Origin of the sequence: Rhodopseudomonas sp. NSM, assembly GCF_052445935.1 — a bacterium.
Classification (GTDB): Bacteria; Pseudomonadota; Alphaproteobacteria; order Rhizobiales; family Xanthobacteraceae; genus Rhodopseudomonas.
In genome coordinates this window covers 251,494-277,810 of record NZ_JBQTCH010000008.1, presented here as the reverse complement: position 1 = coordinate 277,810, position 26,317 = coordinate 251,494, and the positions used below count along the sequence as shown (strand labels likewise).

Here is a 26,317-nt window from a genome sequence, read left to right as displayed (position 1 = left end):
TGAATTCGCCCGTCAGCCGCCGTTCACCTGCAACTTCCTAGATTGTCCGCAGGTTTTGGTTTGGACTGAAGGAGGTTGATCCGATGAAACTCAAACTCGCCATTGCTGCTGCGGCCGCACTCGGGGCCGCTATTCTTGCGCCGGGCGTCGCGTCCGCCGCGATGCCGAATGGTCTTCCCGGCCCGGCCAACGCGGTCGGCAGCCAGGCCGCCAACGTCGATCAGGTGCGCTACGTTTGCGATCGCTGGGGTCGTTGCTTCTGGCGTCCGAACTACTACGGCGCTTATGGCTATTATGGCCCGCGGCGGTACTATGGCCCCCCGCGCTTCCACGGCGGCCCGCGCTTCTATGGTCGTCCGGGCTGGCACGGCGGACGGCGCTGGTAACAGTCCTTATACATTGGATGGATCGCGGGGCCTTCGGGCCCCGTTGCCATGTGCGGACTCGCCTACGGTTGCGGCGCGGCCTGTTCGGCGCGCACTTCACTGACATCGACCCATTCGGCGCCGACCAGCTCCGCCATCCGGTGCGGCGAGATCCGCACCGCGCTGTGGGTCGAGCCCGCCGCCGGCACCACGACGTCGAACGCCTGCAGCGAGACGTCGCAATAGATCGGCAGCGGCGACTTCAGGCCGAACGGGCAGACGCCACCGACTTCATGGCCGGTGAGTTCGGCGACCTCGTGCACGCCGAGCATCTTCGGCTTGGCGCCGAACGCCGCCTTGGCCTTCTTGTTGTCGAGCCGTGCGGTGCCGCTGGTCACCACCAGCACGACGCGCTCGCCGAGACGCAGCGACAACGTCTTGGCGATCTGCTCCGGCGGCACGCCATGAGCTTCCGCCGCGAGCGGCACCGTGGCCGAGCTCTTGTCGGATATCTCGACGGCGATGTCAGGGGCGTGTGTGGCGAACCAGGCGCGGACAGTTTCCAGACTCATGCGGACACCACCCGCGCAAGCTCCGCAAGCGAGGCGATGCGGTGATCCGGTTCGAAGCCGAGCACGTCCATCTGCGTGCGGAGCGCCTTGAACATCGTCAGCGGCGGCAACGGTCCGGAGCGCGCCAGCTCACGCGCCATCGTCTCGCGGCTGACACGCTCGATCCAGGCGACGGTGAAGCCGAAGGCTTTGGCGCCGGCGACGTCCCACGGATTGGACGACACGAACAACACTTCGCGCGGTGTCACGCCGAGCCGGGTTTCGGCGAGCGCATAGGCGGCCGGATCGGGTTTGAACACCTTGGCCGCATCGATGCTGATGACGTCGTCGAGCAGGCCGTCGAGACCCGTGTTCCTGGTGAGAGCGCCGAGCATGTCCGGGCTGCCGTTCGACAGGATCGCGAGCTTGCGCCCGTGTAGCGCGGTCAGCGCCGCGATCGCGTCGGGATAGGGATCGAGATGCAGGTATTTGTCGAAAATCCGCCGGGCCGCCGCGCCGCCATCGTCGAGCCCGAGGCAATCCAGCGTGTAGGCCAGCGAGTCCCGGGTGACGACGCCGAAATCTTCGTAGGTGCCCATCAGCGATCGAAGCCACGTGTATTCGAGCTGCTTGATTCGCCAAACCTGGGTGATCACATCGCCGTAGCCGGGGAATGCCTGCTCGGTGACGGATGCGACCGACTGGATGTCGTACAGCGTGCCGTAGGCATCGAACACGACGGCTTTGATGGTCATAGGGGGGGCTCGGTAGTTGCTGCGATTTCGCTGGTAGGGCGACGCTATCGCAGTGGTCGAGCGATGAGAAGCGCGGGCGCCGTTGCTTCGGGAAGCGGTGCAAGGATTGCGGCGGGCTCCCTCGCCCCGCTCTTGCGGGGAGAGGGGTGGGGTGAGGGGCGACGCGAGTCGCTGCGGCTCGGCTGCGGCGAAGCGCCCCCTCACCCGGCATGCATCTGACGATGCATGCCGACCTCTCCCCGCGCGCGGGGAGAGGTGACAAGCTCAGATCCCCAGCAGCTTGCGGGCGTTCTGCTTCAACACCTTGGGGCGGACCTCGTCGCGGATCTCGAGCTTGGCGAAATCGGCGAGCCAGCGGTCCGGCGTGATCACCGGCCAGTCCGAGCCGAACAGCATCTTGTCCTGCAGCAGGCCGTTGATGTAGCGCACCAGGATCGGCGGGAAGTATTTCGGCGACCATCCCGACAGGTCGATATAGACGTTGGGCTTGTGGGTCGCGACCGACAGCGCCTCCTCCTGCCAGGGGAACGAGGGATGCGCGAGGATGATCTTCATGTCGGGGAAGTCGACCGCGACGTCGTCCATGTACATCGGGTTGGAGTATTTCAGCCGCATTCCCATGCCGCCCGGCATGCCGGAGCCGACGCCGGTCTGGCCGGTGTGGAACAGCGCGATCGCGCCGCCTTCCTGGATCGCTTCATACAGCGGGTAGGCGAGGCGGTCGTTGGGATAGAAGCCCTGCATCGTGGGATGAAACTTGAAGCCCTTGATGCCGTAATCGGCGATCAGCCGCTTGGCTTCGCGGACGCCGAGCTTGCCCTTGTGCGGATCGATCGAGGCGAACGGGATCAGTACGTCGGAATTGGCCCGCGTGACCTCGATCATCTCGTCGTTGTTGTAGCGGCGAAAGCCGGTCTCGCGCTCGGCGTCGACCGGGAAGATCACCGCGGCGATTTTCTTGGCGCGATAATAGGCCGCGGTTTCCGGCACAGTCGGCGGATGCTTGTTGGGCGAGCCGAAATACTCGGCCATCCGTGCCTGGAAATCGTCGTAACCGTCGTCGCCGTGGCAGCCGCACGGCTCCTCGGCATGGGTGTGGATGTCGATGGCGACGAGATCGTCGGGATTGAGCATCGGGGCGTTTCCTTGGCCTTCTTGGCGGGGCGGGAGAATTGATTATGGTGTATAACCATTTTTGGAAACTGTGAAGCCGCCCGACCGGCGTTCTGCCGCGCGCGGGCTGCGGGAGGGACCCCTGCGCCGCCTGCTCGGGCCGGCATCCGGCATTTTCCTTGCGGAAACAGGGACTGTGGTCGTCCGGTTCGATTGACAGGCCGGGCTGCCCTCGCTAGAAACCGACCGTCCCGGGCGGAGTGCCGCCGGCGGGAAAGGTATGTTTTACACCTTCGGCCAGTCCCAAACGGCCTTTCAAACAGTCAGGATAGACCCATGAAGGTCCGTAACTCGCTGAAATCGCTGCGTGCCCGTCATCGCGACAACCGCCTCGTGCGGCGCAAGGGCCGGCTCTACGTGATCAACAAGGTGCAGCGCCGCTTCAAGGCCCGCCAGGGTTGATCGCTACCGGGACCGCGCGCGGCTGAGCATTTGCCGGCCGCCGGTCGTTTTGTCATCACGCCTGTGTGACGCGCGCGCTGCTTTGCAGCGCGCTGTGCTGCGTCTAGACTTCGCGGATGGCCCCTGGTTTGACCTTCCGCCGATTCCTGCCTTGCGCGGCCCTGCTGGCCGCGCTGCTGCCGCTCGCGGCTTACGCTCAGGCGCCCGAATCGCCCAGGAACGCGCCGCCAGAGCATTCCCTCGACAAGCCGCTGGAACAGCCGCCGTCGCCGCCGGCGAAGCTCCCCCGCGTCGTCGGTGATCCGGCCAAGGGCCTGGATTTCCTGTTCGGCGCGCTGAAGGCCGCGCCCGACGAGGCCAGCGCCAAGCATGTCGAGGCGCGGATCTGGGCGCTGTGGAGCCAGACCTCCAGCGACACCACGGCGCTGCTGATGTCGCGTGCGAAGGTCGCGATCGAGGCCAAGCAGTTCGACGTCGCGGTGAAGCTGCTCGACGCGGTGGTGAAGCTGCGGCCGGACTATCTCGAGGGCTGGAACAGGCGCGCCACGATCTTCTATCTGCAGAATGAATATGCCCGCTCGCTGGGCGATATCGAGCAGGTGCTGGCGCGCGAGCCGCGCCATTTCGGCGCGCTGGCCGGGCTCGGCATGATCATGCAGGAACTCGGCGACGACAAGCGCGCGCTCGACGCCTTCCGCAAGGCGCTGGCGATCAATCCGCATCTCGACAAGGTGCCCGACCTGGTGAAGACCCTGACCGAAAAGGTCGAGGGCCGCGATATCTGAGCGGGACGACGAAACATTCGCGGCCGCACGGCGTAACTCACACGTGCGAAAATTCTCCCGGGTCTCTTCCATGATCGTGATTGGCGCCATTGCGACGCTCTCCGCGCTGGCGCTGCTGACGCAGGCCGGCGTGCTGTGGCTGCAGGGCAGGTTTCCGCCGCAGGGCGAGACGATCGCCGTCAGCGGCGGCAAGCTGCACGTCGTCGATCTCGGACCGCGCGGCTTGGCCACGCCACCGATCGTGATGATCCACGGCGCAAGCTCGAATCTCGGCGCGATGCGCGTGCCGCTCGGCGACGAGCTTGCGCGGCGGCACCGCGTGCTGCTGATCGACCGGCCGGGCCATGGTTGGAGCAGCCGCGACGTCCTCGCCAATTCCTCGCCTGCGATGCAGGCGCAGGCGATCGGCGAGGCGCTCGATTCGCTCGGCGTGTCGCGCGCGATCTTTGTCGTGCATTCGATGGCCGGCGCGCTCGGCGCGCGGATGGCGCTGGATCAGCCGCAGCGCGTCGCGGGGCTGGTGATGCTGGCGCCGGTGACGCATCCGTGGCGGGGCGGCGTCGGCACCTATAACCAGGTGATGACTACCCCGGTGGTGGGCCCACTGCTGGCTCATACCGTTACGCTCCCGCTCGGATTGTTGCTGACGGAGCCGGGGGCCCGCTCGGCGTTCGCGCCGCAGACCATGCCCGAGAATTACGTCGACGCCAGCGCGACGCCGCTGCTGCTGCGGCCGCGCGCATTCCTCGCCAATAGCTGGGACTTGACCACGCTGAAGGAGGCCGTGGCCGAACAGGCCGCGCGCTATCCGCACATCACCGCGCCGACCGTGCTGATCCATGGCGACGCCGATGAGATCGTCTCTGTCGACATCCATTCGCGCGCCTTCGCCGCGGCGGTCCCGCAGGCGAAGCTGATCGTGCTGCCGGATGTCGGGCACATGGTGCAGAACGCCGCCCCCGATCTGGTGCAACGTGAGATCGAGGCGTTGATAGCGACCGCCGTCACGAAATCGCACGCAGCGATGCACTAGTCTTTCATCCCCGACCACTCACCAAAGCAGGAGCTACGCAATGAGCACGACATTCGGTTCGGCCAAATGGCAGGGCGGCATCAAGGACGGCAAGGGCGCGATCTCGACCAAGAGCGGCGCGCTGTCGGACTACCCCTACGGCTTCGCCAGCCGGTTCGAAGGCAAGCCCGGCTCCAACCCCGAAGAGCTGATCGGCGCGGCGCACGCTGCCTGCTTCACCATGGCGCTGTCGCTGATCCTCGGCGAAGCCAAGCTCACCGCCGAGCAGATGGAAACCAAGGCCGACGTGACGCTGGAGAAAGATGGTGATGGCTTCTCGATCACCGCGGTACATCTGACGCTGACCGCCAAGATCCCCGGTGCCGACGACACGACCTTCCAGGAACTCGCCGGCAAGGCCAAAGCGGGCTGCCCGGTGTCGAAACTGCTCAATACCAAGATCACGCTGGAGGCGAAGCTGGCGGGCTGAGCTTTCAAGTGAAAGTCCAGATCATGCGGCCGCAAGCACTCTCGTGACCTCATGGTCTTTGTGCGAACAACCTCTCGTTCGTCATTCCGGGGCGCGAGCGTAGCTCGCGAACCCGGAATCCATACTCCCCGTGTTCGCGGTGACGCAGAGGGTATGGGTGATCGGAACTAACTAGAGCAGCTCTGTTTTTGATCGAATCACCGGCGTCATCCTGAGGTGCCCGCTGGGCCGCGCCATGCGCGGCCCAGCGGGCCTAGAAGGATGAGCCGCAAGTGCCTTGGCCGCATCCTTCGAGGCTCGCTGCGCTCGCACCTCAGGATGACGACTCCGCCCGCGAGAATGCCGCGTTGCTTCAATCATTCGATGAAGGGCTCTAGCTCCGGGGCTGGATTCCGGGTTCGCGCTGCGCGCGCCCCGGAATGACGAACGCTGATGTTGTGCGGACCGCGCGGAAGCCGACGACCTACATCACACATCCGTATCGGTCGGCCCGACATAGGCGATCCGCACCATGTTGGTGGCGCCGGGGGTGCCGAGCGGGACGCCGGCGACGATGATGACGCGCTGGCCGGATTTGGCGAAGCCGTCGCGGAAGGCGATGCGGCCGGCGCGGTCCACCATGTCGTCCTGATCCTTGGCGTCCTCGGCGACGACGCAATGCACGCCCCACACCGCGGACAGTTTGCGGCCGGTGTTGATGTTCGGCGTGATCGCCACCACCGGCACCTTCGGCCGTTCGCGCGCGACGCGCAGCGCGGTCGAGCCCGAGCTGGTCCAGCAGATGATCGCGGACAGATCGAGCGTTTCGGCAACCTGCCGCGCCGCGCCGGCGATCGCGTCGCCGGCGGTGGCTTCCGGCTCCGGCCGCTGCGCCGTCACCACGGTGCGGTAGATCGAATCGCGTTCGACCTCCTCGCCGATCCGGTTCATCGTCGAGACCGCTTCGACCGGATATTTGCCGGCGGCGGATTCCGCCGACAGCATGATGGCGTCGGCGCCTTCATAGACCGCGGTGGCGACGTCGGAGACTTCGGCGCGCGTCGGCACCGGGCTGGAGATCATCGATTCCAGCATCTGGGTGGCGACGACCACCGGCTTGCCGGCGCGGCGCGCCATGCGGGTCATCTGCTTCTGAAGACTCGGCACCCGCTCGAGCGGCATCTCGACGCCGAGGTCGCCGCGCGCCACCATCAGCGCGTCGGACACGTCGAGGATGTCGTCGAGGCGGTCGATCGCCTGCGGCTTCTCGATCTTCGCCATCACCGCGGCACGGCCGCGGATCATCCGCTTGGCCTCGGCGACGTCCTCGGCGCGCTGCACGAAGGACAGCGCAACCCAGTCGATGCCGGCCTCGCAGGCGGCTTCGAGGTCGGCGCGGTCCTTGTTGGTCATCGCCGACATCGGCAGATCGGTGTCGGGCAGGCTGACGCCCTTGCGGTCGCTCAACTTGCCGCCGATCACCACGCGGGTCACGGCGCGATCGGGTGAGGTCTCCTCGCAGATCAGCCGGACCTTGCCGTCGTCGAGCAGCATCGCGTCGCCGACTTTCAGCGCGGAGAGAATTTCCGGATGCGGCAGGTGGACGCGGTCGGCGTCGCCGGGCTCCTTGCTGGAATCCAGCACGAAGGTGGCACCGTTGTTGAGCTGGATCGGCCCATTGCCGAACATGCCGACCCGCAGCTTCGGTCCCTGCAGATCGACCAGAATGCCGATCGGGCGGCCGTAGCTCGATTCGACGTTGCGGATCGTCTTGATCAACTCCCGCATCATGTCGTGCGAGGTGTGGCTCATGTTGATGCGGAACACGTCGGCGCCCGCCTCGAACAGCTTGCGGATCATCGCGCTGTCGGAAGAAACGGGGCCCAGTGTCGCGAAGATCTTGATCCGGCGCAGGCGTCTCATGGCTTGGTTCCGCCGTCGCCTGGCGGTGCGGTCGGCGTAGCCGGCGCGGTGCGGCCCGGCGTCTGCGGGATGCCGGGCATCGTGGCGCCTGGCGGCGCCCCCGGCAAGCCCGGCAGTCTCTGGGGGTTCTGTTCGTTGCTCTCGGTGAGCTGAACGGTCCAGGCGCGCTGTTCGCCGGTGTCGACCTCGAAGAACCCGGTGCGGTCGAAGCCGCGCGCGAGACAGTTTTCGGTGCCCTTGATGGTGAACTCCTTGTCGCGCGAACACATGAAGGCCTGGCCCGACCACTCGCCGCCGCGGTCGTAATCGAGCGCATAGATGTAGTAGTAGCGCGCGACCAGCGTGCCGCGCAGCAGGGTCTCGCAACTCCGCGACGACACGTTCCACCAGCCCTCGGTGGTCCAGCCGTCGACGTCCTTGTAGCCGAGCGCGATGCCGACCCGGCTCGATGTGTTGTTGCACAGCCGGAAATCGGCCGCGGCCGGAGCGCTGGCCAGCAGCAGGGCGCACAGCGCCAGCGCCGCCGTCAGGGCGATCGGGACACGGCGCAGTCGTGGGGTGCGGGGGGGAGAATCTGTGCTGAACATGCCGCCAAGCTATAACAAAACGGGAATGATTTCGCGTGACATGACCGGCCTGTCAACGGGGCGCGACGGCAGCTGGGACCGCTGGCGCAATCAGGTGGGGCGGGGAAAGCTCGATCCCGCCCATCGTTGTAGCCGCAAGATGTGGCAAAATCCGTCACGACCCCCATGTCAGCGGGACGATTCAGCGGGACGATCCGTGCACGAGAAGGTGAGCGAAATGGACGACAACACCCGAACAGAACTCGAAGCCGCGGCGTTCCGCCGGCTGGTGGCGCATCTGCGCGAGCGCACCGACGTTCAGAACATCGACCTGATGAATCTCGCCGGATTTTGTCGCAATTGCCTGTCGAACTGGCTGAAGGACGCCGCCGACGCGCAGGGCGTCGCGATGAGCCGCGACGAGAGCCGCGAGGCGGTCTACGGCATGCCCTACGAAGCATGGAAGGCGAAACATCAGAGCGCGGCGACGCCGGCGCAGGTCGATGCGTTCGACAAATCCCGCGGCCACTGACGCGCGAGTCCAGCACGCAAATCGTGGCCCGCGATTTCTTCTGTGCGGTCGCTGTGGATGAGCGCGATGCCCCTTGACGGGGCGGGCCGCTGTGGGGACTGTCCCCCTCAGATGCGGCGCGTGGCGTTCATCCCCGCCGCCCTTTCCCGATCATCAAATCCCCAGGAGTGAACGATGGCCACCTCTGCTGCCGCCGTCCAGGACGAGCCCGCGACCAAATTCGCCAAGGACCAGCTCAAGGCCATCATCGAACGCATCGAGCGGCTGGAAGAAGAGAAGAAGACGATCTCCGACGACATCCGCGACGTCTATGCCGAAGCCAAGGGCAACGGCTACGACGTCAAGGCGCTGCGCACCATCGTGCGGATGCGCAAGCAGGACGCCAACGAGCGCGCCGAGCAGGAGACGATCCTCGAGACCTACATGCAGGCGCTCGGAATGCTGTGAGGGCGCGAGCTCTCGATCAGCCCTTCGCTGCCTCGACAGGCCGCGCACAACCGCAACGTCGTCATCACCCGCGCATGCGGGTGAACCAGTATCGCAGAGACTCGACCGTTTGCGCGCCGTCGACGCGGTGACTGCGAGCCTGAACCCCAAGCGCTCTGAATAATGGGTCGCCTGCTTCCGCGGGCGATGACGCCGGTGAAGGGTGCACGTCGACGTCTGCGAAGGGTGCAGCGTGGGCGCTCGTGAAGGGTGCAGCGTCGCGCTGCAACCAGTTCAATCGTAGCGTCCGGGAAAGCGCCGTGCGAGGCGCCCGCGCTCAGCGCAGCGCGGCGGTGGTGAAGCTCGTGGTCGCCACGGTGGCCACGGCCGGTCCGGTGAACGTGTCGACGTAGAGGCCGGGCTGCGGATCGTCGCAGAACGTCATCGTCACCGCGACGTTTGGCTTGGCGAAGTGTTTGGTCAGCAGCGTCATGTCGGCATCGCCGATCGCCGTCGCGCCGGTCGTGACCGCGCTCGGCATCAGGATCATCGCGCGCATCCAGACGTCGCTGTCGCGGCTGCCGGCGGCGGCGATCCGCGCAGAATTCGAGACCACGCGGGACTTACCCTGCGCCGTCTTGCCGACCACGGTGTCGATCCTGGACGAGACCACCGGGTGGCGCGCCGGCGACGGCGGCCGTATGCCGGTCGGCATCGGGGCGCTGGCGGTCACGATATGCGGATGGGCCGGCTGCGGTTTCGAGACCTTCTCGGTCGAACTGGCGGCGAATGCCATCGCGTTCATCGGCGATTGCGGGTCGGCGGCCTCGAGCGCCTGTCGGGCACTGATCGCCGCGACCTGCTGTGGACTGGCCTGCTTCGGCGCCACCGGGATGTCGTCCCAGAAGCCGCGGGCATTGATGATATCCGCCGGCGTCAGTTGCTTCGGCTCGGATCGGGCCGTCGGCTTCGCGACCGGCAGCGGCACGCTGTCGTCCGCAGAAGCAACCTGGATCGGCAGCGCCGGCTTGGCGCGCGGCATCGGCACCGGCTCGGCGCCAACAAGCTTGGCCTCGGCGTCCGCGACCTTGATGTCGGGAAGCTTGCCGGCGGGCTTGGCGCTGACGGCTGCGGGCGTCGCACTGGCGCCGGCGCTTTCGTCTTCGTCGTCGGCCGACTTGCCGCCGAACAGCGCGGTCAGGAAATTGGTCTTCGAGGCCGAGGCATTGCTGCCGTCGCCGCGCTTGCGGATATCGGCCATCGCCATTTCATAGCCACGCAGCGGCTTGCCGTCGGTCGGCAGATGTACGGTGCGGCCATCCGGGAAGACCCGGGCGAGCTGGTCGGGGGACATCCGCGGCCAGTGGCGGATCCGGCCGGTGTCGAGATGGACGAAGGGCGATCCGGAGGTCGGATAGAAGCCGACGCCGCCACGCTGCAGACGAAGCCCGGCGAAGCGGATCTTCTCCAGGGCGACGCCCGGAATGAAGAAGTCCATCGCGTGGCCCATGGTGTGCTGGCTGTGGCGGGCCACGCCGGAGGAGCGGCGGCGGAGCATGGCGTTGGTGGCGGGGGAGCGGTAGGCGGAGATGATCTGGATCGGCTGCTTGCCGTCGACGTCGCGGTAGACTTCCCAGAGGATGTCGAACAGCGTCCGGTCCATGACGGTCTTGTCCTGGCTGCGCCAGTCCCGCAGGAAGTGATTGAGCTTGCCGAGTGCCTCTTCGTCGTAGCGGCCGTTGCGCTTGAAGGTGACGGTGAGGTCTTCGCCGGAATGGGTGTGATGGAAGGAGAGGGTGCGGCTGTCGCCGACGGCGGAGGCGTCATGCACCGAGCCTGCGCCGGCCAGCAGCAGGGCGGACGACAGCGCGGCGCCGTAGCCGGCTCGGGGCAGCGACAATGATTTCAGACGGCGCGCAAGTCCAGCCAGCACAAAAGAGCCCCACCAGAAGGACGACCGAACGGGAGCCTGTCTCAACCCCGAATTCGTGAGACAGGTGACTGCATCGTTCACGGAGCGTTACCGACCGCGACTACGATGCCCGTTTCCCCAAGTCGATCATCAACCATAACCTGCGGACTATGGCGAAATCGAGCCCGCTGCCGGCATCCTGATGGACAATGGTTAATGGAAAGGGCTCAGCCGGAGCTGAGCCCTTGTTCCATTTCAGCTTTCCGTCTTAACGATGGAACCGCCTTCAGCGCGTGAAGCGTTGCTGCGGGCGGCGCATCTGCGGCTGCTGGGGTGCCGGAGGACCGCCGAACAGGCGTTCGAAGAAGTTGAACCCGGACGACTGCGACGAACCGGTGTAATCGCCGGCGACGTTCACGCCCGGCGGCAGGTTGGTCGGGCGACTGTAGTTCGGCTGGGCATGGGCGACCACGGCTTCGAGGTTCTTGCCCTTGTCGTTCTTCAGCAGAGTCAGCATCCTGGCGTCGCGGCCGTAGACGTCCTTGCGGATCTGCAGCTTGCCGTCGTCGTCCACGAATGCGGTCTGATAGGTGATGTGGACCGGGATCGGCGTCGGAAAGTTCAGATTGATCTCGCTGCGGCCGTACATCGCGCGGATCTTGGCCGGGGTGTAGTCCTTGTCCGGCATCGCGATGTTCAGCAGCGCCGCGGCGTACTGATCCGGGTTCTGCACCCGCATGCAGCCGTGGCTGAAGGCGCGCTCTTCCCGGGCGAACAGTTTCTTGTCCGGGGTGTCGTGCTGATACACCAGGAACTTGTTCGGGAAGTTGAAGCGGATGCGGCCGAGTGCGTTGGCATCGCCCGGCGGCTGCGAGATGTGGATCGAGCCGTCGCGGTTGCGCGACATCTTCAGGCCCATCCGGTCGAGCACGGTCGGGTCCTGCGCAAGCGCCGGCAAGTACTCGTTGTTGATGATCGACGGCGGCACGTTCCAGGTCGGGTTGACGGTGATGTACTTCATCGTCTCCGTCAGCAGCGGCGTTGCGTGCTTGCCCGGCTTGCCGATCACCACCCGCGTGGACCAGACCTGTGCGCCGTTGTGCATCAGCTTCAGCGTGTAGTCCGGCACGTTGAGGATCACATAGGCGTCGCCGAGCGACGGCGCGCCGAGCTGGCGCGGCAGCCAGCGCCAGCGCTCCATGTTGACCATGATGGTATCGATGCTGCGGTCGCGCTTCGGCGTGTTCAGCGTCTGGACGGTGCGGTTGCCGAGAATGCCGTCGGCCTGCAGGCCGGCGCCGCGCTGGAATTCGCGCACCGCTTCGGCGACCCTGGCGTCGTAACGGGTGCTGTCGGCGTCTTCGGTGATGCCGAGCCGGGCGCGCAGTTGCGGCACCCGCGGATCGTCCATCGTCGCCGCCGGGCGCTTGTTGCGCTCCGGGACGAATTTCAGCGTCTCGCCTTCGGCGATCTCCAGCAGCGGCTTGTCGCCTTCGCCGCGCAGCCGGGCGAGTTTCTTCTTGAGCTCGCGATACAGCTTGTGCGGCGGGTTGTAGCTGTCGAGCGCCGCGGAGGCGTCCTTCGCGGTGGTGACGTTGGCGAGCACTTCCGCAGGGTCGATCGGATGCTCGGGATACTGAACGTCGGACCCGGTCTGCGACCAGTGCATCCGGCCGCTCTGGGCATGACGCGCATAGTCCATCATGCTCCCGGTCAGCCGCAGCTCGGCTTCGGCGAGCGCGTCGGGGGCGGTCGCGGCGGCGAAATCGGGCACCGGATAGTCGGACGGATCGAGGCCGTCGGCGGCGGCGTCTTTGAGCCGCGCGATCACGCCCTTGCCGGCCGCGGTCAGCGCCCCGGATTGGGTCCACACCGGCGCGTAGTCGCGCGCTTCGTAGAACTTCTCGACCGCGGCGCGCTCGGCCTTGCGGTCGAAATAGCGCGACGCCCTGGCCGCGAGCGTGTCGCGGATCTTGTCGGCGACCGGCTGATCGGCCGCCGGCACATGGCTCGCGGCCTTCTGCGGTTCGGCGGGCTGATCCTTGGTTGCCTGCTCCTTGACCGGCTCGGCGGCCGGCGCCGTTGCGGCGGCGGCTGCAGGGGTGCCGGCAGGCATTGGCTCAGGCGCGGCGGCGGTCGGTGCGGGCACCGCGGACGCCGGCGCGGTGGCGCTGTCGGCCTTGGGGTCTGTGTCGGATTCAGTCGTGGTTTCGGTCTTGGCTTCAGTCGACGACTCGGTCGGCGGGGGCGCCGGAGCGGCGATGGAATCGAGTTTGAAATCGCCGATCGAGGGCGGCGGCAGGTCGACGGGCTGAGGCACCGGAACCGCGGCGTCGATGGCGAGCTCGGCAGGGGTCTTCGGGGCCGATTGTGCGATCACCGAATTTGCCGAAACGGTCAGGAAAGTCGCCGCAACGGCCATCAGCACGCCTTCGAATCCGCGGCGGCCAGTCGAGTGATCTCGCATTCGTGTACCCCTTGGGCGAAGCTGCCCGGCGGGCAGTTCATGGTCTTGCGGTTCGGTTCCCGGCCGCCCCGCGCGATAAGCGACAACGCGTCTCAAACTCACGATCCAGTCGGACGATACACATGCCCGGTTCATGCGGCCAGCGCCGGCCGGGTAGATTCACGACAAACTGACCGCGCAGGCTCCGAGTTTCAATGCGTTAGCCGCATTCATCGGGTGCTTTTGCCATGTGCTGCCAGCTTTGTCTGTCACCACGCCGCAACGGTTCGAATCTTCCAGGCGCGGATTTCGCGCCGCCGTTGCCGCGGCGGCACCCCAATTCCCTCAACGCGTGTCCGCCGGCGAGGAAGCCTGCGCTGCGCGAGTCGCTTCCATCTCGTCCAGCTTGCGATACAGCGTCGAGCGCCCGATCTTCAGCCGCCGCGCGACTTCCGACATCTGGCCGCGATAATGCGAGATCGCGAAGCGGATGATTTCGTTCTCCAGTTCGTCCAGCGGGCGGACGTCGCCGCCGGCAGTCAGCATCGGCAGGATGCCGTGCGTCGGCAGTGGCGCGATCGGCACCTCGTTCGCTGCAACGAACTGCGTCGAGGTTGCCGGTTCCAGGATCAGCGGTTCGCCGTCGGCTTCGCCGGTCGGCACCGTCGAGGGTGCGCTCGCCAGCGGGAAGTCGTCGACGCCGAGCTGATCGCCGTCGCTCATGACCACCGCGCGATACACCGCGTTTTCGAGCTGGCGGATGTTGCCGGGCCAGTCGAGCTGGGCGAGGCGGGCCATTGCCTCGCCGTTGATGCCGCCGATCTTGCGGTTTTCCTCGGCGCAGAACCGCACCAGGAAATGCCGCAGCAGCGGTGGAATGTCCTCGCGCCGCGCCCGCAGCGGCGGCACCGTCAGCGGCAGCACGTGCAGCCGATAGAACAGGTCTTCGCGGAACAGGCCGGCCTTGACCCGGTCGAGCAGCCGGCGATTGGTCGCCGAGATGATGCGGACGTCGACCTTGAGCGGCTTGCGCCCGCCGACCGCCTCGACCGCGCCTTCCTGCAGCGCGCGCAGCAGTTTGACCTGCGCGGCCAGCGGCAATTCGCTGACCTCGTCGAGAAACAGCGTGCCGCCGGTGGCTTCGACGAACTTGCCCATGTGGCGATCGGTGGCGCCGGTGAACGCGCCCTTTTCGTGCCCGAACAGAATCGACTCGACCAGATTGTCCGGGATCGCGCCGCAGTTCACCGCGACGAACGGCTTGGCCCGCCGCTCGCTAGAGCCGTGGATGGCACGCGCGAACATCTCCTTGCCGACGCCGGATTCGCCCTCGATCAGCACCGGGATCGAGGAGCCCGCGGCCTTCTCGGCGGCGCGCAGCACAGCGGCCATCGCGTCGCTGCGGGTGATGATGTCGGAAAACGTCAGCCGGCCTTCGCGGCTGTGGCGGATCCGCTGCAGCTCGCCCTTCAGGGCGCTGGCGTTCAGCGCGTTGCGCAAGCTGACCTGCAGCCGCTCGATACCGACCGGCTTGACCACGAAATCATGGGCGCCGGCGCGCATCGCCGACACGACATTGTCGATGCCGCCATGCGCGGTCTGCACGATCACCGGCACGTTCAGGCCGGCCTCGCGGATCTTGCCGAGCACGCCGAGGCCGTCGAGGCCGGGCATCACCAGATCGAGCACCACGGCGTCGATCGCGGCCGTGTCCGGCGCGGTCAGCAGCGCCATCGCGGAGTCGCCGCTGTCGGCCAGCACGGCCTCGTAGCCGCACTTCTGCACCATGTTCTCGACCAGCCGGCGCTGCACCGGATCGTCGTCCGCGATCAGAATTCGCTCAACCATACCACTCTCAAGCCTTCAGTGTCCCGAATTGGTGCACCATGGGCGTGAAAGCGTTAATGACTCCTGAAGACGTCAGAGCGCCGCGAATGCGTGCGGCCAGATTTCCAGCGCGCCGCGATAGATCATGTCGAGCGCGACATAGAGAATGATGGCGAGGCCGACATAGGCGATCCAGCGGTGGTTCTGCAGCAGCCGGGCGATGAAGGTCGCGGCCAGCCCCATCAGCGCGATCGACAGGCCGAGGCCGAACACCAGGATGATCGGGTGTTCACGCGCGGCGCCGGCAACCGCGAGCACGTTGTCGAGCGACATCGAGACGTCGGCCAGTGTGATCTGCCAGACCGCCTGGCCGAGCGTCTTGGTCGGCGCGCCGGATGAGGTGCCGTTCTGGCTGCGATCCTCGTCGGCATCGTCGTCGCTGGCATGGTGGGTGCGCAACTCGCGCCACATCTTCCAGCACACCCACAGCAGCAGCACGCCGCCGGCCAGCAGCAGGCCGATGATCTGCAGCAACTGCACGGTGACGCTGGCGAAGGCGATGCGCAGCACGGTGGCGGCGATGATGCCGATCAGGATCGCCTTGTTGCGCTGTTCCTTCGGCAGGCCGGCGGCGGCCAGCCCGATGACGACGGCGTTGTCGCCGGCCAGCACAAGGTCGATCATGATGACCTGCGCCAGCGCGGTCATGCCCTCGGGCGTGAAGATCGTGAGGAATTCGTTCATCATCGGGCCTCTCCGTGAACGTCCAGTCCGACATCACAGTTCCTGCGAACTGCCAGAGGGGCCCGGTCCTTGGACGTCATTGTTGTGACAGGACGCCGGCGGCGTCCGCAGGTTGACTGACTTGCTCGGCTTGATCGGACTGCGGCAGGAGACACAGCATCTGATTCGGATCGATCGATTGAAACCGCGCCGGCATGAACGAGCAGGCCGGCGGCGTCGAGATATCTCGCGCTTGTAGCGCTGTCACGTAACAAAATGCCGACGCGGGCGATACCGGCTTGCGGCGACGGGCAGCAATGTTGCGTCCGCTGCAGTCAACGCCCGGAACCAGCGCTGCGCTAGGCCGAAACCGCGCCTTGAAACAGGCACTTGCAGAGGCCACGTGTCAGCTAGTAGCGTTTTGCGATACATTCACGCGCCATGTCGAAAGTGTCCATGCCGAAATCAGTCACGACCCGTAGCGCCAAGACTGCACGCTCCGTCAAGACTTCCCGCAAGCCGCCGTCGCGCAAATCCGCGCCCGCCAGGCCGGCCAAGAAGGCAGCGGCTTCGGCGGTCCGCAAGCCCGCAAGGCTCCCGGAATGGAATTTGGCCGATCTTTATCCGGCGATCGACGCCCCGCAGGTCGCCGCCGATCTCGACCGGCTGGACGCCGAATGCGCCTCGTTCGAGGCGGATTTCAAGGGTAAGCTCGCCGAGGAAGCCGCCCGGGACGGCGGTGGCGCGTGGCTGGCCTCCGCGGTGAAGCGCTACGAGGCGATCGAGGATCTTGCCGGACGGCTCGGCTCCTATGCCGGCTTGGTCCATGCCGGCGACAGCGTCGACCCGGTGAAGTCGAAATTCTACGGCGACGTCTCCGAGCGGCTGACGGCGGCGTCGGTGCATCTGTTGTTCTTCATGCTCGAGCTCAACCGCGTCGACGACGAGGTGCTGGAGCGCGCGATGCAGGCGCCCGAACTCGGCCACTACCGGCCGTGGATCGAGGACCTGCGCAAGGACAAGCCGTATCAGCTCGAGGATCGCGTCGAGCAGCTCTTCCACGAGAAGTCGCAGACCGGCTACGGCGCCTTCAACCGGCTGTTCGACCAGACCATCTCCGGCCTGCGCTTCAAGCTCGGCGGCAAGGAACTGGCGATCGAGCCGACGCTGAACCTGCTGCAGGACCGGGCGCCCGCCAAGCGCAAGGCCGCGGCCGAGGCGCTGGCCAAGACCTTCAAGGCGAATGAGCGCACCTTCGCGCTGATCACCAACACGCTCGCCAAGGACAAGGAGATCTCCGACCGCTGGCGCGGCTTCGAAGACGTCGCCGACTCGCGGCATCTCGCCAACCGGGTCGAGCGCGAGGTCGTCGACGCGCTGGTCGCCTCGGTCCGCGGCGCCTATCCGCGGCTGTCGCATCGCTACTACAAGCTCAAGGCCGGCTGGTTCGGCAAGAAGAAGCTGCCGCATTGGGACCGCAACGCGCCGCTGCCGTTCGCGGCCACCGGCAGCATCGCCTGGCCCGACGCGCGCAACATGGTGCTGACCGCCTACAGCGCGTTCTCGCCGGAGATGGCGCGGATCGCCGAGCGCTTCTTCACCGATCGCTGGATCGACGCGCCGGTGCGTCCCGGCAAGGCGCCGGGCGCGTTCTCACACCCGACCACGCCGTCGGCGCATCCCTATGTGCTGATGAACTACCAGGGCAAGCCGCGCGACGTGATGACGCTCGCCCACGAACTCGGCCACGGCGTGCATCAGGTGCTCGCCGCCGGCAATGGCGCGCTGATGGCGCCGACGCCGCTGACGCTGGCCGAGACCGCCAGCGTGTTCGGCGAAATGCTGACCTTCCGCCGGCTGTTGGCGCAGACCAAGAGCGTCAAGCAGCGCCAGGCGCTGCTCGCCGGCAAGGTCGAGGACATGATCAACACCGTGGTGCGGCAGATCGCGTTCTATTCTTTCGAGCGCGCGATCCACACCGAGCGCCGCAGCGGCGAACTCACCGCGCAGCGGATCGGCGAGATCTGGCTCAGCGTGCAGAGCGAGAGCCTGGGTCCGGCGATCGAGATCAAGCCGGGCTACGAGAACTTCTGGATGTACATCCCGCACTTCATCCATTCGCCGTTCTACGTCTACGCCTATGCGTTCGGCGACTGCCTGGTGAACTCGCTCTACGCCGTCTACGAACACGCCCAGGAGGGCTTCGCCGAGCGCTACCTCGCGATGCTCTCTGCCGGCGGCACCAAGCACTATTCCGAATTGCTGGCCCCGTTCGGTCTCGACGCCAAGGAACCCAGCTTCTGGGACGGCGGCCTCTCCGTGATCGCCGGCATGATCGACGAGCTGGAGGCGATGGGGTAGGGCGGGTTGTCGCTGTCGTAAAACATTTGTTGAACGGACCCCGGAGGGCATGTTATACAGATGTATGACATGCCCTTTGCTTTTCAGATGAGATTTGGATCTCAACAGGCGCAATTGCGCGCATTCAGAGGCTCATCATGAAAATCGAGATCAAGAAGATCGGCAATTCCGATGGTCTGTTGCTGCCGAAGGAACTGATGCAGCGCCTCGATCTGAAGCGCGGCCAGGAACTGCACATCACGGAGCTCGCCGGAGGCGGCTTCCAGGCGATGCCCTACGACCCCGACTTCGAGCGGACGATGGAGATCGCCGACGAGGTGATGGAAAAATACAAGGACACGCTCGCCGCCCTCGCCAAATGATCGGAAGTCCGGATGAGTGAGCCCGTCGAACCGCTGTGGATCACCTACGAGCAGGCGATTGCGATGCACGCCCGCCAATTGCGCCGCTTCGGCGGCGCGCCCGGCTTGCGGGACGAGGGTATGCTCCGATCGGCGCTCGAGCGCCCGATCAACAAATGGCGCTATGAGTCGTCGGATCTCGCAGAGCTGGCGGCCGCTTACGCCTTCGGCCTCGCCAAGAATCATGCGTTCGTCGATGGCAACAAGCGGATCGCCTTCATGGCGTTGATGGTGTTTCTGACCAAGAACGGCGTCGCCTTCGACCCTGCGCCTGCGCATGCGACCTCGATCATTCTCTCCCTCGCCGCAGGCGAAGTCAGTGAAGCGAGCCTGACCCGCTGGGTCAGGGACAATTGGCCGGCTTAGAGCTTTTCAAGCGAGGCGATCATTGGCCGGGCATGAAGCGCGGCAGTCGGCAGCAGGCAGAAATCGCCGGGCTTTCGACTGATCATCAGCACCAAAATGAAGTGTGCACTGCGCAAATCAGGCGCGACGGTCCGCACCGCGGAATAATCGTCGCAGTTATTGCGAGCGCCTCCGAAGTGCTTGTCGTTAGGCCTCGTTGCGATCACACTGCATCGTCGCAGGGCGGCAGCCGAGCCGATTTGGAATGATCCAAACTGGTTAGGTGAGTGCGTTGCAGCGCCGTTGCCCTCGCATTGGGATTGCGCTAATGGCACAGCACTTTCACGAAAATCGCTCGGAGAAGACGATGGCTGAGAAACACGACCTTGCCTACACCGCGGCTTCGGGCAACGACTACGCTGCCCACGAGCAAACCTACGAAGGTTTCATCAAGCTGGTGAAGTATGGCTCGGCGGCCGTGATCGCGATCGTCGCCTTGATGGCGATCTTCCTGACCTGACTTCGACCGAGTGCATCGCCGGAAAGCGGTGTCGAGATTGCTAGCTCACGCGCGCGCCAGGCGCCGCAGGAGGCTCCATGAAAATTGCTGTTGCCAAAGAACTCGATGCTTCTGAACCGCGTGTCGCGGCGACGCCGGACACCGTGAAGAAGCTGAAGGCGCTGGGTGCCGACATCGTCGTCGAGCCAGGCGCCGGCATCAAATCCGGCCTGCCGGATTCCGAGTTCACCGCCGTCGGCGCCACCGTCAGCGCCGACGCGCTGAAGGACGCCGACATCGTCCTCAAGGTGAAGCGTCCGGAAGCGTCCGAGCTGTCCGCCTACAAGCGCGGCGCGCTGGTGATGGCGATCATGGACCCGTACGGCAACGACGCCGCGCTGAAGGCGATGGCCGACGCCGGCGTCACCGCCTTCGCCATGGAGCTGATGCCGCGCATTACCCGCGCGCAGGTGATGGACGTGCTGTCGAGCCAGGCCAACCTCGCCGGCTATCGGGCGGTGATCGACGCCGCCGAGCAGTTCGGCCGGGTGTTCCCGATGATGATGACCGCGGCCGGCACCGTGCCCGCCGCCAAGGTGTTCATCATGGGCGTCGGCGTCGCCGGTCTGCAGGCGATCGCGACCGCGCGCCGGCTCGGTGCCATCGTCACCGCGACCGACGTCCGCCCCGCCACCAAGGAGCAGGTCGAGAGCTTGGGCGCCAAGTTCCTCGCGGTCGAGGACGAAGAGTTCAAGAACGCCCAGACCGCCGGCGGCTACGCCAAGGAAATGTCGAAAGAGTATCAGGCCAAGCAGGCCGCGCTGACCGCCGAGCACATCAAGAAGCAGGACATCGTCATCACCACCGCGCTGATCCCGGGCCGGCCCGCGCCGCGCCTCGTCACCGCCGAGATGGTGAAGTCGATGAAGCCGGGCTCGGTGCTGGTCGATCTCGCGGTCGAGCGCGGCGGCAACGTCGAGGGCGCCAAGCCCGGCGAAGTCGTCGAGACCGACGGCGTCAGGATCGTCGGCTACACCAATGTCGCCGGCCGCGTCGCGGCGTCGGCCTCGGCCCTGTATGCGCGCAACCTGGTCAGCTTCATCGAGACGCTGGTCAACAAGGACAGCAAGGCGCTGGCGGTGAACTGGGACGACGATCTGGTCAAGGCCACCGCGCTGACGCGCGACGGCGCCGTCGTTCACCCGAACTTCCAGCCGAAATAAAGGAAAGCCGCCATGGAGCATGTCGTGCAGGCCGTCGATCCGTTCGTGTTTCGGCTGTCGATTTTCGTTCTGGCCGTGTTCGTCGGCTATTTCGTGGTGTGGGCGGTGACGCCCGCGCTGCACACGCCGCTGATGTCGGTCACCAATGCGATCTCGTCGGTGATCGTGGTCGGCGCGTTGCTGGCGGTCGGCGTGTCGCTGGTCGGCAGCGACAACGGGCCGCTGTGGGCGCGCGGCTTCGGTTTCGTCGCGCTGATCTTCGCGTGTATCAACATCTTCGGCGGTTTCCTTGTCACCCAGCGCATGCTGGCGATGTACAAGAAGAAGCAGAAGTGATTAGGGGCCGTCGATGAACGCCAATCTTTCCGCACTTCTGTATCTGATCGCCGGCGTCCTGTTCATTCTGTCGCTGCGCGGTCTGTCGTCGCCGGCCACCAGCCGTCAGGGCAACCTGATGGGCATGACCGGCATGGGGATCGCGGTCCTCACCACGCTGGCCGGCCATCCGCCGGCCGATTTCCTCGGCTGGGTGCTGGTGCTGCTCGGCATCGGCATCGGCGGCGGCATCGGCGCGGTGATCGCCAAGCGCGTGCCGATGACCTCGATGCCCGAACTGGTCGCCGCCTTCCACTCGCTGGTCGGCATGGCCGCGGTGCTGGTCGCCGCCGGTGCGTTCTACGCGCCCGCCGCGTTCGACATCGGCACCCCCGGCAACATCCACGGCGCCAGCCTGGTGGAAATGTCGCTCGGCGTCGCCATCGGCGCGCTGACCTTCACCGGCTCGGTGATCGCGTTCCTCAAACTGTCCGGCAAGATGAGCGGCTCGCCGATCATTCTGCCCGCCCGCCACGCGGTCAACATCGCGCTCGGCGTGATCATGCTGGTGTCGATCGTGGTGCTGGTGATCACCGGCCACGAATACGCCTTCTGGGTGATCACCGGCGTCGCGCTGCTGCTCGGCATCCTGATCATCATCCCGATCGGCGGCGCCGACATGCCGGTCGTGATCTCGATGCTGAACTCGTATTCGGGCTGGGCCGCCGCCGGCATCGGCTTCACGCTGGGCAACTCGGCGCTGATCATCACCGGCGCGCTGGTCGGCTCCTCGGGTGCGATCCTGTCCTACATCATGTGCAAGGGCATGAACCGCTCGTTCATTTCGGTGATCCTGGGTGGCTTCGGCGGCGAGACCGCGGCTGCGGCCGGCGCCGGCGGCGAACAGCGCCCGGCCAAGCTCGGCTCGGCCGACGACGCGGCCTTCATCATGAAGAACGCGCAGAAGGTCATCATCGTGCCGGGCTACGGCATGGCGGTGGCGCAGGCCCAGCACGCGCTGCGCGAAATGGCCGACACGCTGAAGAAGGAAGGCGTCGAGGTGAAGTACGCGATTCATCCGGTCGCCGGCCGTATGCCGGGCCACATGAACGTGCTGCTCGCCGAGGCCAACGTGCCGTACGACGAGGTGTTCGAGCTCGAGGACATCAACTCCGAATTCGCGCAGTCGGACGTCGCCTTCGTGATCGGCGCCAACGACGTCACCAACCCGGCGGCCGAAGAGGATCCGTCCTCGCCGATCTACGGCATGCCGGTACTGCAGGTCTGGAAGGCCGGCACCGTGATGTTCATCAAGCGCTCGCTGGCGTCGGGTTACGCCGGCATTGACAACCCGCTGTTCTATCGCGACAACACGATGATGCTGCTCGGCGACGCCAAGAAGATGACCGAGAACATCGTCAAGGCGATGAATCACTGAGGGTTCGACGTTCGAATGACCAACGCCCGGCCGCAAGGCCGGGCGTTTTGATTCTGGGGGAAGGCGAACCGCTGTTCCGTCATGGCGGGCAGCGAAGCGATCCAGCTCGGCGCTGGTCGAGCCGCGTCAGCCTGCGGGCGCCCACTGAAACCAGATACGAACTTGCCCGTGATCCGATTCGGCATGCGAGGCGTGGGCGACATGATCATTGAAGAACTGCATCTCGCGAAATGCCCACAGTCTCTTTTCGGAATGGTCATAGAACTGTTCCGAGACCAGAGCGTGGTCGATCACCTCGCGCACATTCTTGAATTCATGAGTGTAGTAGACATCGCCGAGGCTGCGAAGCTGTTGCAGCGTTACGCCGGTATAAAGTCCGACGTCGCTGCGCCCCCCCGATCTGCTGGCTGCGATGACACGAAACGTTGGCTGGCCTGACAGGATCGACACGACGTTGGAGAACTGCCCATCGTTGATGTCGCCGAGGACGATCGTCGGATCGTCCGTGTCGCGCATGGTGTCGTTCAGGATGATGCGCAGCGCTGCGGCCTCGGCAGTGCGCCGGATCGCAGACAATGCGGCCCCAAGGGCGTTAGTGTGCGGACGGATCGCCGGGTTCCGGTACTCTTCGTTGTCGAGAGGGGTCGAAAGTTTCGATTTCAGGTGAGTGCAGAACACTTGAATGGGCGGCACTGAGGGGCTCTTCGCGGTGCCGTGCGTCACCGTGACCTGCAGCGGCGAGCGCGAAAACTCGTTGATCGACACTTCGATGCGTTCGTCTTCGTGGCTGGGCCCGAACTCGTCGTTCTCGTCCGGGACGATATCCTCGTCGGCCTCAGGCGGATCGGCCCGAAGTCCCTTCATGGTTCGCTCGCGCTTCTTCAGCCGGAGGCCTTGCGGGAAAGCCTTGTGCCTTTTGACGCCGGTGATCTCCCACGGTTTGCGAACCGCGGCAGCCACAGCGATGCCGTCCCAAGCTCCTTCCATGATATAGGCGAAGGAGTAGCTCTCGCTCAGGCCGGCGGCCTCGAAAGCGGTCTCGAGCGCCTGACGATCCCACAGCTCCTGGAAGGCGATGACGTCCGCGTCCAGGCGTTTGATCATCGATGCGATCCATCCGATCTTGGCGTCGTACTGCTCTTGGGTGTACGGCCGGCTTTTCGGGTACATCGGCTGATCGGGAAGCTGAAGATTGTAGAGATTGAACGTGGCAAAACTGATGTTGCGCTTGTTGGCAGGCATATCGAAGCTCCCTTTGAAATATAAATAGACGATCAGATTGGCATCGACTTGGGCGCTGATAATTGGAGGCACTGATAATGAAAAATGTCTCGAACCGGATTGAATACCGGCTGCATGTCAGAACTGCGTCACTTAGATGAAGCGTCCGGTCCTCATTGGGACCGGACGACCGTAAGTCTTGTGAAAGACCGGCGGCGAAGGGCGCCGGTCCGATGACGATTCCGACCGTCATGCGTTCTATGCGCGAACTGCAACGACGGAGCTTGCGTCGGTCTCACCCCATCCGGTGCATCACGCAGATCTTGTTGCCGTCCGGATCGCGCAAATAGGCGAGGTAGAGCTTCAGATCGCCCATCGCGCGCACGCCGGGCGGGTCTTCGCAGCTCGTCGCGCCATTGGCGACGCCGGTGGCGTGCCAGGCGTCGGCTTCCTCCTGAGACTTCGCCGCGAACCCGATCGTCCCGCCATTGGCCGGCGTCGCCGGCTCGCCGTTGATCGGCTTACTGACCGCGAAGGTACCGGTCTTGGTGCGATAGAAGATGCGATGACGATCGACCGTCGCCGGGGCGACGCCGAGGGTGCCGAGCAGCTTGTCGTAGAAATCCTTCGCCGCTTCGAGATTGTTGGTGCCGATCATGACGTGTGAAAACATGGTGCTCCCATAGGTTGTTTTTGATTTCACCCCGAGGGTGATACGCGACTATACGCGCCGCGTGCGGTTTGGCGAGAGCGCGACGCCCGCCGATGCGTGTCCCATGCTTCCCGCGTTCAGGTCATTGCGATTCGATGGTATGCGTGGCGTTCGCAATCCCGCCGATCCCGCTCGAGGATGATCACAATGACGCTTGCTGCCCAGTCCGAAATCCAGATCGACAATGACGAGGTGCGTGTCACCGAATGGCGGCTGGCGCCCGGGGCCGCCACCGGTCCGCACCGGCACGGCATGGACTACGTCATCGTCCCGGTGGCGGACGCCGAGATGACGATCGTGGCGCCGGACGGCACGCGCTCCATTGCGCAGCTCAAGACCGGCAAGTCGTATTTCCGCAAGGCCGGCGTCGAGCACGACGTGCTCAACGAGAGCACGACCGAGATCGTGTTTCTGGAGGTCGAGCTGAAAGCTTAACCGCGTCTTAAGCGTTGTGGACCAGCTTCTCCGAGGGCGCGCCGCGGCGCGCCCTTTTGCACGTTCTGATGCCACCGATCCGTCGCAGTTGATCCCTCAATCAGCCTCAAACGGCGATCATCAAGCGTGCGGGGAAGAGTCAGGCCATGCTGAAATACATCACCGAAAAATTGGTTGGACAGATTCTGCCGTCGGTGGTCGCCACCGTGATCGGCGCCTATGTGGTGAATCAGTACATCGTGTCGAGGCCTGACAACGCGCCTCCCGCGGCTCAGACCGTCAAGGCCGAGCCCGCCAAGGTGACGGTCGATCCGCCTGCGCTGGCCGCGGCACCGGAGCACGATTCCGACAAGGCCGAGCCGGCCAAGTCCAAGACCTCCACCGACAAGTCGGCCGAGCGATCGACATCCCGCGGTCTGCGCTCTGCGGAGAAGCCGGCCGAGAAGGTCGCCGCCAAGCCAGCCGCCGCGACCGAGCCCGCAAAGCCCGTCGCGAAGGCCAGCGAGAAAGCCAGCGAAAAGAACGCCGACGAGCGCCGCGAGGCCAATCGTGATCCCAACGAGGTGCTCCGCGCCGCCGTCGAGCGGCTGCGCGCCGCGGAGCCGGTGCGGCCCGCGCCGACCGAAGTCATGGCGCGCACGCCGGAGCCGGTGAAGGTTCAGGAGCCGTTCAAGGTCCAGGAGATGCCCAGGGTGCAGGAGCCGCCGCGCAGCACCGCGGCGCTGCAGCCGCTGCCGCCGCCGGTCAGCATTGCGACGCCCGCTGCCAGCGCCACGATGACCACCGGCACGAGCTTCACCGGCTCGGTGCCGCCCGCCGCAACGGCGGAAGCCAGCTTCGGCGGCCCGCGGATCGCCCCGCCGGCCGACATCCCCTCTGCCGCCGCGATGCGCGGCGAGGGTGGCGCGTCAGAGCAGAAGCCCTCGGTCGCCGAGGACGTGCTGCTGGCCGCGAAATCCGTGTTCCACGCCGTGCTGCCGCGCTGAGTTCTCGATCTCGCTTCAGCCAGAATGCCCGGGCGAGCCCGGGCATTCTGGTGGCTGCAGCGCCGATGGCCCCGGTTGACGGCTGCCCCGAAACGCAAAACGCGGGCACAAGGCCCGCGTTTCGAAATCCAGAATTGAAATCCGAACGATCAGCGCGGACCGCGCGGACCCGCACCCGGGCCGCCGGCACCGGGACCCGCGGCACCCGGACGGCCGCGATCGGCGCCAAACGCCGGCTTCGGCTTCATCGGCAGCAGGCCTTCGCGCTGCAGCTTCTTGCGGGCCAGCTTGCGGGCGCGGCGCACGGCTTCGGCCTTTTCACGGGCCTTCTTCTCGGACGGCTTCTCGTAATGACCGCGGAGCTTCATCTCGCGGAAAATGCCCTCGCGCTGCATCTTCTTCTTGAGCGCCTTGAGAGCTTGATCGACATTGTTATCGCGAACGAGAACCTGCACGCGGCATCCTCTTTGACTGGTCCGATTGACGTGTGTCGGATTTGAATTTCTGAAACAGG

The 26,317-nt window shown here is 65.6% G+C and carries 29 protein-coding genes; 16 read left to right on the top strand and 13 right to left on the bottom strand.

The annotated features are described in order from the left end of the window. The first annotated feature begins 83 nt into the window (after positions 1-83). Complete coding sequence (locus ACTZWT_RS20430) at positions 84-386, top strand: hypothetical protein (protein ID WP_444771504.1); 303 nt, start codon at positions 84-86, stop codon at positions 384-386. Positions 387-448: 62 nt separating this feature from the next. On the opposite strand, the gene ACTZWT_RS20425 is transcribed toward ACTZWT_RS20430, so the two are convergent. The 3 genes from ACTZWT_RS20425 to ACTZWT_RS20415 form a co-directional block, all read right to left on the bottom strand. Then, positions 449-937 (bottom strand): YbaK/EbsC family protein, encoded by a 489-nt coding sequence (locus tag ACTZWT_RS20425; protein WP_444771503.1) that lies wholly within the window; start codon positions 935-937, stop codon positions 449-451. Continuing rightward, positions 934-1,671 (bottom strand): haloacid dehalogenase type II, encoded by a 738-nt coding sequence (locus ACTZWT_RS20420; RefSeq protein WP_444771502.1) that lies wholly within the window; start codon positions 1,669-1,671, stop codon positions 934-936. Before ACTZWT_RS20420 ends, ACTZWT_RS20425 begins: the two co-directional genes overlap by 4 nt. A gap of 264 nt (positions 1,672-1,935) precedes the next feature. Further along, positions 1,936-2,805 carry an amidohydrolase family protein gene (locus ACTZWT_RS20415; protein ID WP_444771501.1) on the bottom strand — a complete coding sequence of 290 codons (870 nt, stop codon included), beginning with the start codon at positions 2,803-2,805 and terminating at the stop codon, positions 1,936-1,938. A gap of 315 nt (positions 2,806-3,120) precedes the next feature. On the opposite strand from ACTZWT_RS20415, the gene ykgO reads away from it, so the two are divergent. From ykgO to ACTZWT_RS20395, 4 genes are all read left to right on the top strand, one after another. Then, positions 3,121-3,246, top strand: coding sequence for a type B 50S ribosomal protein L36 (gene ykgO, locus ACTZWT_RS20410; RefSeq protein WP_011440316.1), 126 nt, complete (start codon positions 3,121-3,123; stop codon positions 3,244-3,246). Positions 3,247-3,362: 116 nt separating this feature from the next. After that, on the top strand, positions 3,363-4,031 hold the full coding sequence (locus ACTZWT_RS20405) for a tetratricopeptide repeat protein (protein WP_444771500.1): 669 nt from the start codon (positions 3,363-3,365) through the stop codon (positions 4,029-4,031). Between the two features lie 70 nt (positions 4,032-4,101). Beyond that, on the top strand, positions 4,102-5,064 hold the full coding sequence (locus tag ACTZWT_RS20400) for an alpha/beta fold hydrolase (protein WP_444771499.1): 963 nt from the start codon (positions 4,102-4,104) through the stop codon (positions 5,062-5,064). A 40-nt stretch (positions 5,065-5,104) separates the two neighbouring features. After that, positions 5,105-5,533: an OsmC family protein gene (locus ACTZWT_RS20395; RefSeq protein ID WP_444771498.1), complete on the top strand. Its 429-nt coding sequence runs from the start codon at positions 5,105-5,107 to the stop codon at positions 5,531-5,533. A 468-nt stretch (positions 5,534-6,001) separates the two neighbouring features. Here the strand turns inward: ACTZWT_RS20395 and pyk are convergent, their stop codons facing one another. Together pyk and ACTZWT_RS20385 are read right to left on the bottom strand one after the other, a co-directional pair. Next, positions 6,002-7,435: a pyruvate kinase gene (pyk, locus tag ACTZWT_RS20390; protein ID WP_444771497.1), complete on the bottom strand. Its 1,434-nt coding sequence runs from the start codon at positions 7,433-7,435 to the stop codon at positions 6,002-6,004. Continuing rightward, positions 7,432-8,022: a DUF1036 domain-containing protein gene (locus tag ACTZWT_RS20385; protein WP_444771496.1), complete on the bottom strand. Its 591-nt coding sequence runs from the start codon at positions 8,020-8,022 to the stop codon at positions 7,432-7,434. The genes pyk and ACTZWT_RS20385 overlap by 4 nt, the downstream gene beginning before the upstream one ends. A 217-nt stretch (positions 8,023-8,239) precedes the next feature. Between ACTZWT_RS20385 and ACTZWT_RS20380 the strand changes: the two genes are divergently transcribed. Continuing rightward, the gene (locus ACTZWT_RS20380; protein ID WP_444771495.1) at positions 8,240-8,533 is read left to right on the top strand and encodes a DUF1244 domain-containing protein; all 294 of its coding nucleotides are present in this window, start codon (positions 8,240-8,242) and stop codon (positions 8,531-8,533) included. Between the two features lie 174 nt (positions 8,534-8,707). Further along, entirely contained in the window at positions 8,708-8,980 is a 273-nt protein-coding gene (locus tag ACTZWT_RS20375; RefSeq protein WP_011440324.1) for a DUF2312 domain-containing protein, read from the top strand. A gap of 316 nt (positions 8,981-9,296) precedes the next feature. Here ACTZWT_RS20375 and ACTZWT_RS20370 read toward each other — a convergent pair whose 3' ends face one another. From ACTZWT_RS20370 to ACTZWT_RS20350, 5 genes are all read right to left on the bottom strand, one after another. Next, a complete protein-coding gene (locus ACTZWT_RS20370; protein ID WP_444771494.1) occupies positions 9,297-10,892 on the bottom strand; it encodes a DUF882 domain-containing protein in 1,596 nt (531 codons plus the stop codon). A 265-nt stretch (positions 10,893-11,157) separates the two neighbouring features. Continuing rightward, positions 11,158-13,338 (bottom strand): L,D-transpeptidase family protein, encoded by a 2,181-nt coding sequence (locus ACTZWT_RS20365; protein WP_444771493.1) that lies wholly within the window; start codon positions 13,336-13,338, stop codon positions 11,158-11,160. Positions 13,339-13,662: 324 nt separating this feature from the next. Continuing rightward, positions 13,663-15,165, bottom strand: coding sequence for a sigma-54-dependent transcriptional regulator (locus ACTZWT_RS20360; RefSeq protein WP_444771492.1), 1,503 nt, complete (start codon positions 15,163-15,165; stop codon positions 13,663-13,665). 72 nt (positions 15,166-15,237) lie between these two features. Then, complete coding sequence (locus ACTZWT_RS20355; RefSeq protein WP_444771530.1) at positions 15,238-15,888, bottom strand: TerC family protein; 651 nt, start codon at positions 15,886-15,888, stop codon at positions 15,238-15,240. A 389-nt stretch (positions 15,889-16,277) separates the two neighbouring features. Then, positions 16,278-16,451 carry a hypothetical protein gene (locus ACTZWT_RS20350; RefSeq protein WP_444771491.1) on the bottom strand — a complete coding sequence of 58 codons (174 nt, stop codon included), beginning with the start codon at positions 16,449-16,451 and terminating at the stop codon, positions 16,278-16,280. Between the two features lie 25 nt (positions 16,452-16,476). On the opposite strand from ACTZWT_RS20350, the gene ACTZWT_RS20345 reads away from it, so the two are divergent. From ACTZWT_RS20345 to ACTZWT_RS20315, 7 genes are all read left to right on the top strand, one after another. Beyond that, positions 16,477-18,228: a M3 family oligoendopeptidase gene (locus ACTZWT_RS20345; RefSeq protein ID WP_444771490.1), complete on the top strand. Its 1,752-nt coding sequence runs from the start codon at positions 16,477-16,479 to the stop codon at positions 18,226-18,228. A gap of 137 nt (positions 18,229-18,365) precedes the next feature. Beyond that, the gene (locus ACTZWT_RS20340) at positions 18,366-18,590 is read left to right on the top strand and encodes an AbrB/MazE/SpoVT family DNA-binding domain-containing protein (protein ID WP_041798053.1); all 225 of its coding nucleotides are present in this window, start codon (positions 18,366-18,368) and stop codon (positions 18,588-18,590) included. Between the two features lie 12 nt (positions 18,591-18,602). Beyond that, positions 18,603-18,995, top strand: coding sequence for a type II toxin-antitoxin system death-on-curing family toxin (locus ACTZWT_RS20335; RefSeq protein ID WP_444771489.1), 393 nt, complete (start codon positions 18,603-18,605; stop codon positions 18,993-18,995). 346 nt (positions 18,996-19,341) lie between these two features. After that, the gene (locus ACTZWT_RS20330; protein WP_444771488.1) at positions 19,342-19,494 is read left to right on the top strand and encodes an aa3-type cytochrome c oxidase subunit IV; all 153 of its coding nucleotides are present in this window, start codon (positions 19,342-19,344) and stop codon (positions 19,492-19,494) included. A gap of 77 nt (positions 19,495-19,571) precedes the next feature. Next, a complete protein-coding gene (locus ACTZWT_RS20325) occupies positions 19,572-20,696 on the top strand; it encodes a Re/Si-specific NAD(P)(+) transhydrogenase subunit alpha (RefSeq protein WP_444771487.1) in 1,125 nt (374 codons plus the stop codon). Between the two features lie 12 nt (positions 20,697-20,708). Continuing rightward, the gene (locus ACTZWT_RS20320; protein ID WP_011440334.1) at positions 20,709-21,032 is read left to right on the top strand and encodes a proton-translocating transhydrogenase family protein; all 324 of its coding nucleotides are present in this window, start codon (positions 20,709-20,711) and stop codon (positions 21,030-21,032) included. A 13-nt stretch (positions 21,033-21,045) separates the two neighbouring features. After that, on the top strand, positions 21,046-22,449 hold the full coding sequence (locus ACTZWT_RS20315; protein WP_444771486.1) for an NAD(P)(+) transhydrogenase (Re/Si-specific) subunit beta: 1,404 nt from the start codon (positions 21,046-21,048) through the stop codon (positions 22,447-22,449). Positions 22,450-22,575: 126 nt separating this feature from the next. Here ACTZWT_RS20315 and ACTZWT_RS20310 read toward each other — a convergent pair whose 3' ends face one another. Then, positions 22,576-23,691: an endonuclease/exonuclease/phosphatase family protein gene (locus tag ACTZWT_RS20310; protein WP_444771485.1), complete on the bottom strand. Its 1,116-nt coding sequence runs from the start codon at positions 23,689-23,691 to the stop codon at positions 22,576-22,578. A gap of 274 nt (positions 23,692-23,965) precedes the next feature. Next, positions 23,966-24,343, bottom strand: coding sequence for a VOC family protein (locus ACTZWT_RS20305; protein ID WP_444771484.1), 378 nt, complete (start codon positions 24,341-24,343; stop codon positions 23,966-23,968). Between the two features lie 186 nt (positions 24,344-24,529). Here ACTZWT_RS20305 and ACTZWT_RS20300 point away from each other — a divergent pair, with 186 nt between their 5' ends. Then, on the top strand, positions 24,530-24,817 hold the full coding sequence (locus tag ACTZWT_RS20300; protein WP_444771483.1) for a cupin domain-containing protein: 288 nt from the start codon (positions 24,530-24,532) through the stop codon (positions 24,815-24,817). A gap of 146 nt (positions 24,818-24,963) precedes the next feature. After that, the gene (locus ACTZWT_RS20295; RefSeq protein WP_444771482.1) at positions 24,964-25,803 is read left to right on the top strand and encodes a hypothetical protein; all 840 of its coding nucleotides are present in this window, start codon (positions 24,964-24,966) and stop codon (positions 25,801-25,803) included. 149 nt (positions 25,804-25,952) lie between these two features. Here ACTZWT_RS20295 and rpsU read toward each other — a convergent pair whose 3' ends face one another. After that, positions 25,953-26,258: a 30S ribosomal protein S21 gene (rpsU, locus tag ACTZWT_RS20290; protein ID WP_322513935.1), complete on the bottom strand. Its 306-nt coding sequence runs from the start codon at positions 26,256-26,258 to the stop codon at positions 25,953-25,955. Positions 26,259-26,317: the final 59 nt, after the last annotated feature.

Coding starts and splice junctions, on each gene's coding strand:
- ACTZWT_RS20335 (WP_444771489.1), top strand. CDS start 18,603: ATGAGTGAGCCCGTCGAACCGCTGTGGATCACCTACGAGCAGGCGATT.
- pyk (WP_444771497.1), bottom strand. CDS start 7,435: ATGAGACGCCTGCGCCGGATCAAGATCTTCGCGACACTGGGCCCCGTT.
- ACTZWT_RS20400 (WP_444771499.1), top strand. CDS start 4,102: ATGATCGTGATTGGCGCCATTGCGACGCTCTCCGCGCTGGCGCTGCTG.
- ACTZWT_RS20320 (WP_011440334.1), top strand. CDS start 20,709: ATGGAGCATGTCGTGCAGGCCGTCGATCCGTTCGTGTTTCGGCTGTCG.
- ACTZWT_RS20330 (WP_444771488.1), top strand. CDS start 19,342: ATGGCTGAGAAACACGACCTTGCCTACACCGCGGCTTCGGGCAACGAC.
- ACTZWT_RS20395 (WP_444771498.1), top strand. CDS start 5,105: ATGAGCACGACATTCGGTTCGGCCAAATGGCAGGGCGGCATCAAGGAC.
- ACTZWT_RS20415 (WP_444771501.1), bottom strand. CDS start 2,805: ATGCTCAATCCCGACGATCTCGTCGCCATCGACATCCACACCCATGCC.
- ACTZWT_RS20385 (WP_444771496.1), bottom strand. CDS start 8,022: ATGTTCAGCACAGATTCTCCCCCCCGCACCCCACGACTGCGCCGTGTC.
- ACTZWT_RS20355 (WP_444771530.1), bottom strand. CDS start 15,888: ATGAACGAATTCCTCACGATCTTCACGCCCGAGGGCATGACCGCGCTG.
- ACTZWT_RS20340 (WP_041798053.1), top strand. CDS start 18,366: ATGAAAATCGAGATCAAGAAGATCGGCAATTCCGATGGTCTGTTGCTG.
- ACTZWT_RS20300 (WP_444771483.1), top strand. CDS start 24,530: ATGACGCTTGCTGCCCAGTCCGAAATCCAGATCGACAATGACGAGGTG.
- ACTZWT_RS20430 (WP_444771504.1), top strand. CDS start 84: ATGAAACTCAAACTCGCCATTGCTGCTGCGGCCGCACTCGGGGCCGCT.
- ykgO (WP_011440316.1), top strand. CDS start 3,121: ATGAAGGTCCGTAACTCGCTGAAATCGCTGCGTGCCCGTCATCGCGAC.
- ACTZWT_RS20315 (WP_444771486.1), top strand. CDS start 21,046: ATGAACGCCAATCTTTCCGCACTTCTGTATCTGATCGCCGGCGTCCTG.
- ACTZWT_RS20360 (WP_444771492.1), bottom strand. CDS start 15,165: ATGGTTGAGCGAATTCTGATCGCGGACGACGATCCGGTGCAGCGCCGG.
- ACTZWT_RS20305 (WP_444771484.1), bottom strand. CDS start 24,343: ATGTTTTCACACGTCATGATCGGCACCAACAATCTCGAAGCGGCGAAG.
- ACTZWT_RS20425 (WP_444771503.1), bottom strand. CDS start 937: ATGAGTCTGGAAACTGTCCGCGCCTGGTTCGCCACACACGCCCCTGAC.
- ACTZWT_RS20365 (WP_444771493.1), bottom strand. CDS start 13,338: ATGCGAGATCACTCGACTGGCCGCCGCGGATTCGAAGGCGTGCTGATG.
- ACTZWT_RS20420 (WP_444771502.1), bottom strand. CDS start 1,671: ATGACCATCAAAGCCGTCGTGTTCGATGCCTACGGCACGCTGTACGAC.
- ACTZWT_RS20405 (WP_444771500.1), top strand. CDS start 3,363: ATGGCCCCTGGTTTGACCTTCCGCCGATTCCTGCCTTGCGCGGCCCTG.
- ACTZWT_RS20295 (WP_444771482.1), top strand. CDS start 24,964: ATGCTGAAATACATCACCGAAAAATTGGTTGGACAGATTCTGCCGTCG.
- ACTZWT_RS20380 (WP_444771495.1), top strand. CDS start 8,240: ATGGACGACAACACCCGAACAGAACTCGAAGCCGCGGCGTTCCGCCGG.
- ACTZWT_RS20325 (WP_444771487.1), top strand. CDS start 19,572: ATGAAAATTGCTGTTGCCAAAGAACTCGATGCTTCTGAACCGCGTGTC.
- ACTZWT_RS20375 (WP_011440324.1), top strand. CDS start 8,708: ATGGCCACCTCTGCTGCCGCCGTCCAGGACGAGCCCGCGACCAAATTC.
- ACTZWT_RS20310 (WP_444771485.1), bottom strand. CDS start 23,691: ATGCCTGCCAACAAGCGCAACATCAGTTTTGCCACGTTCAATCTCTAC.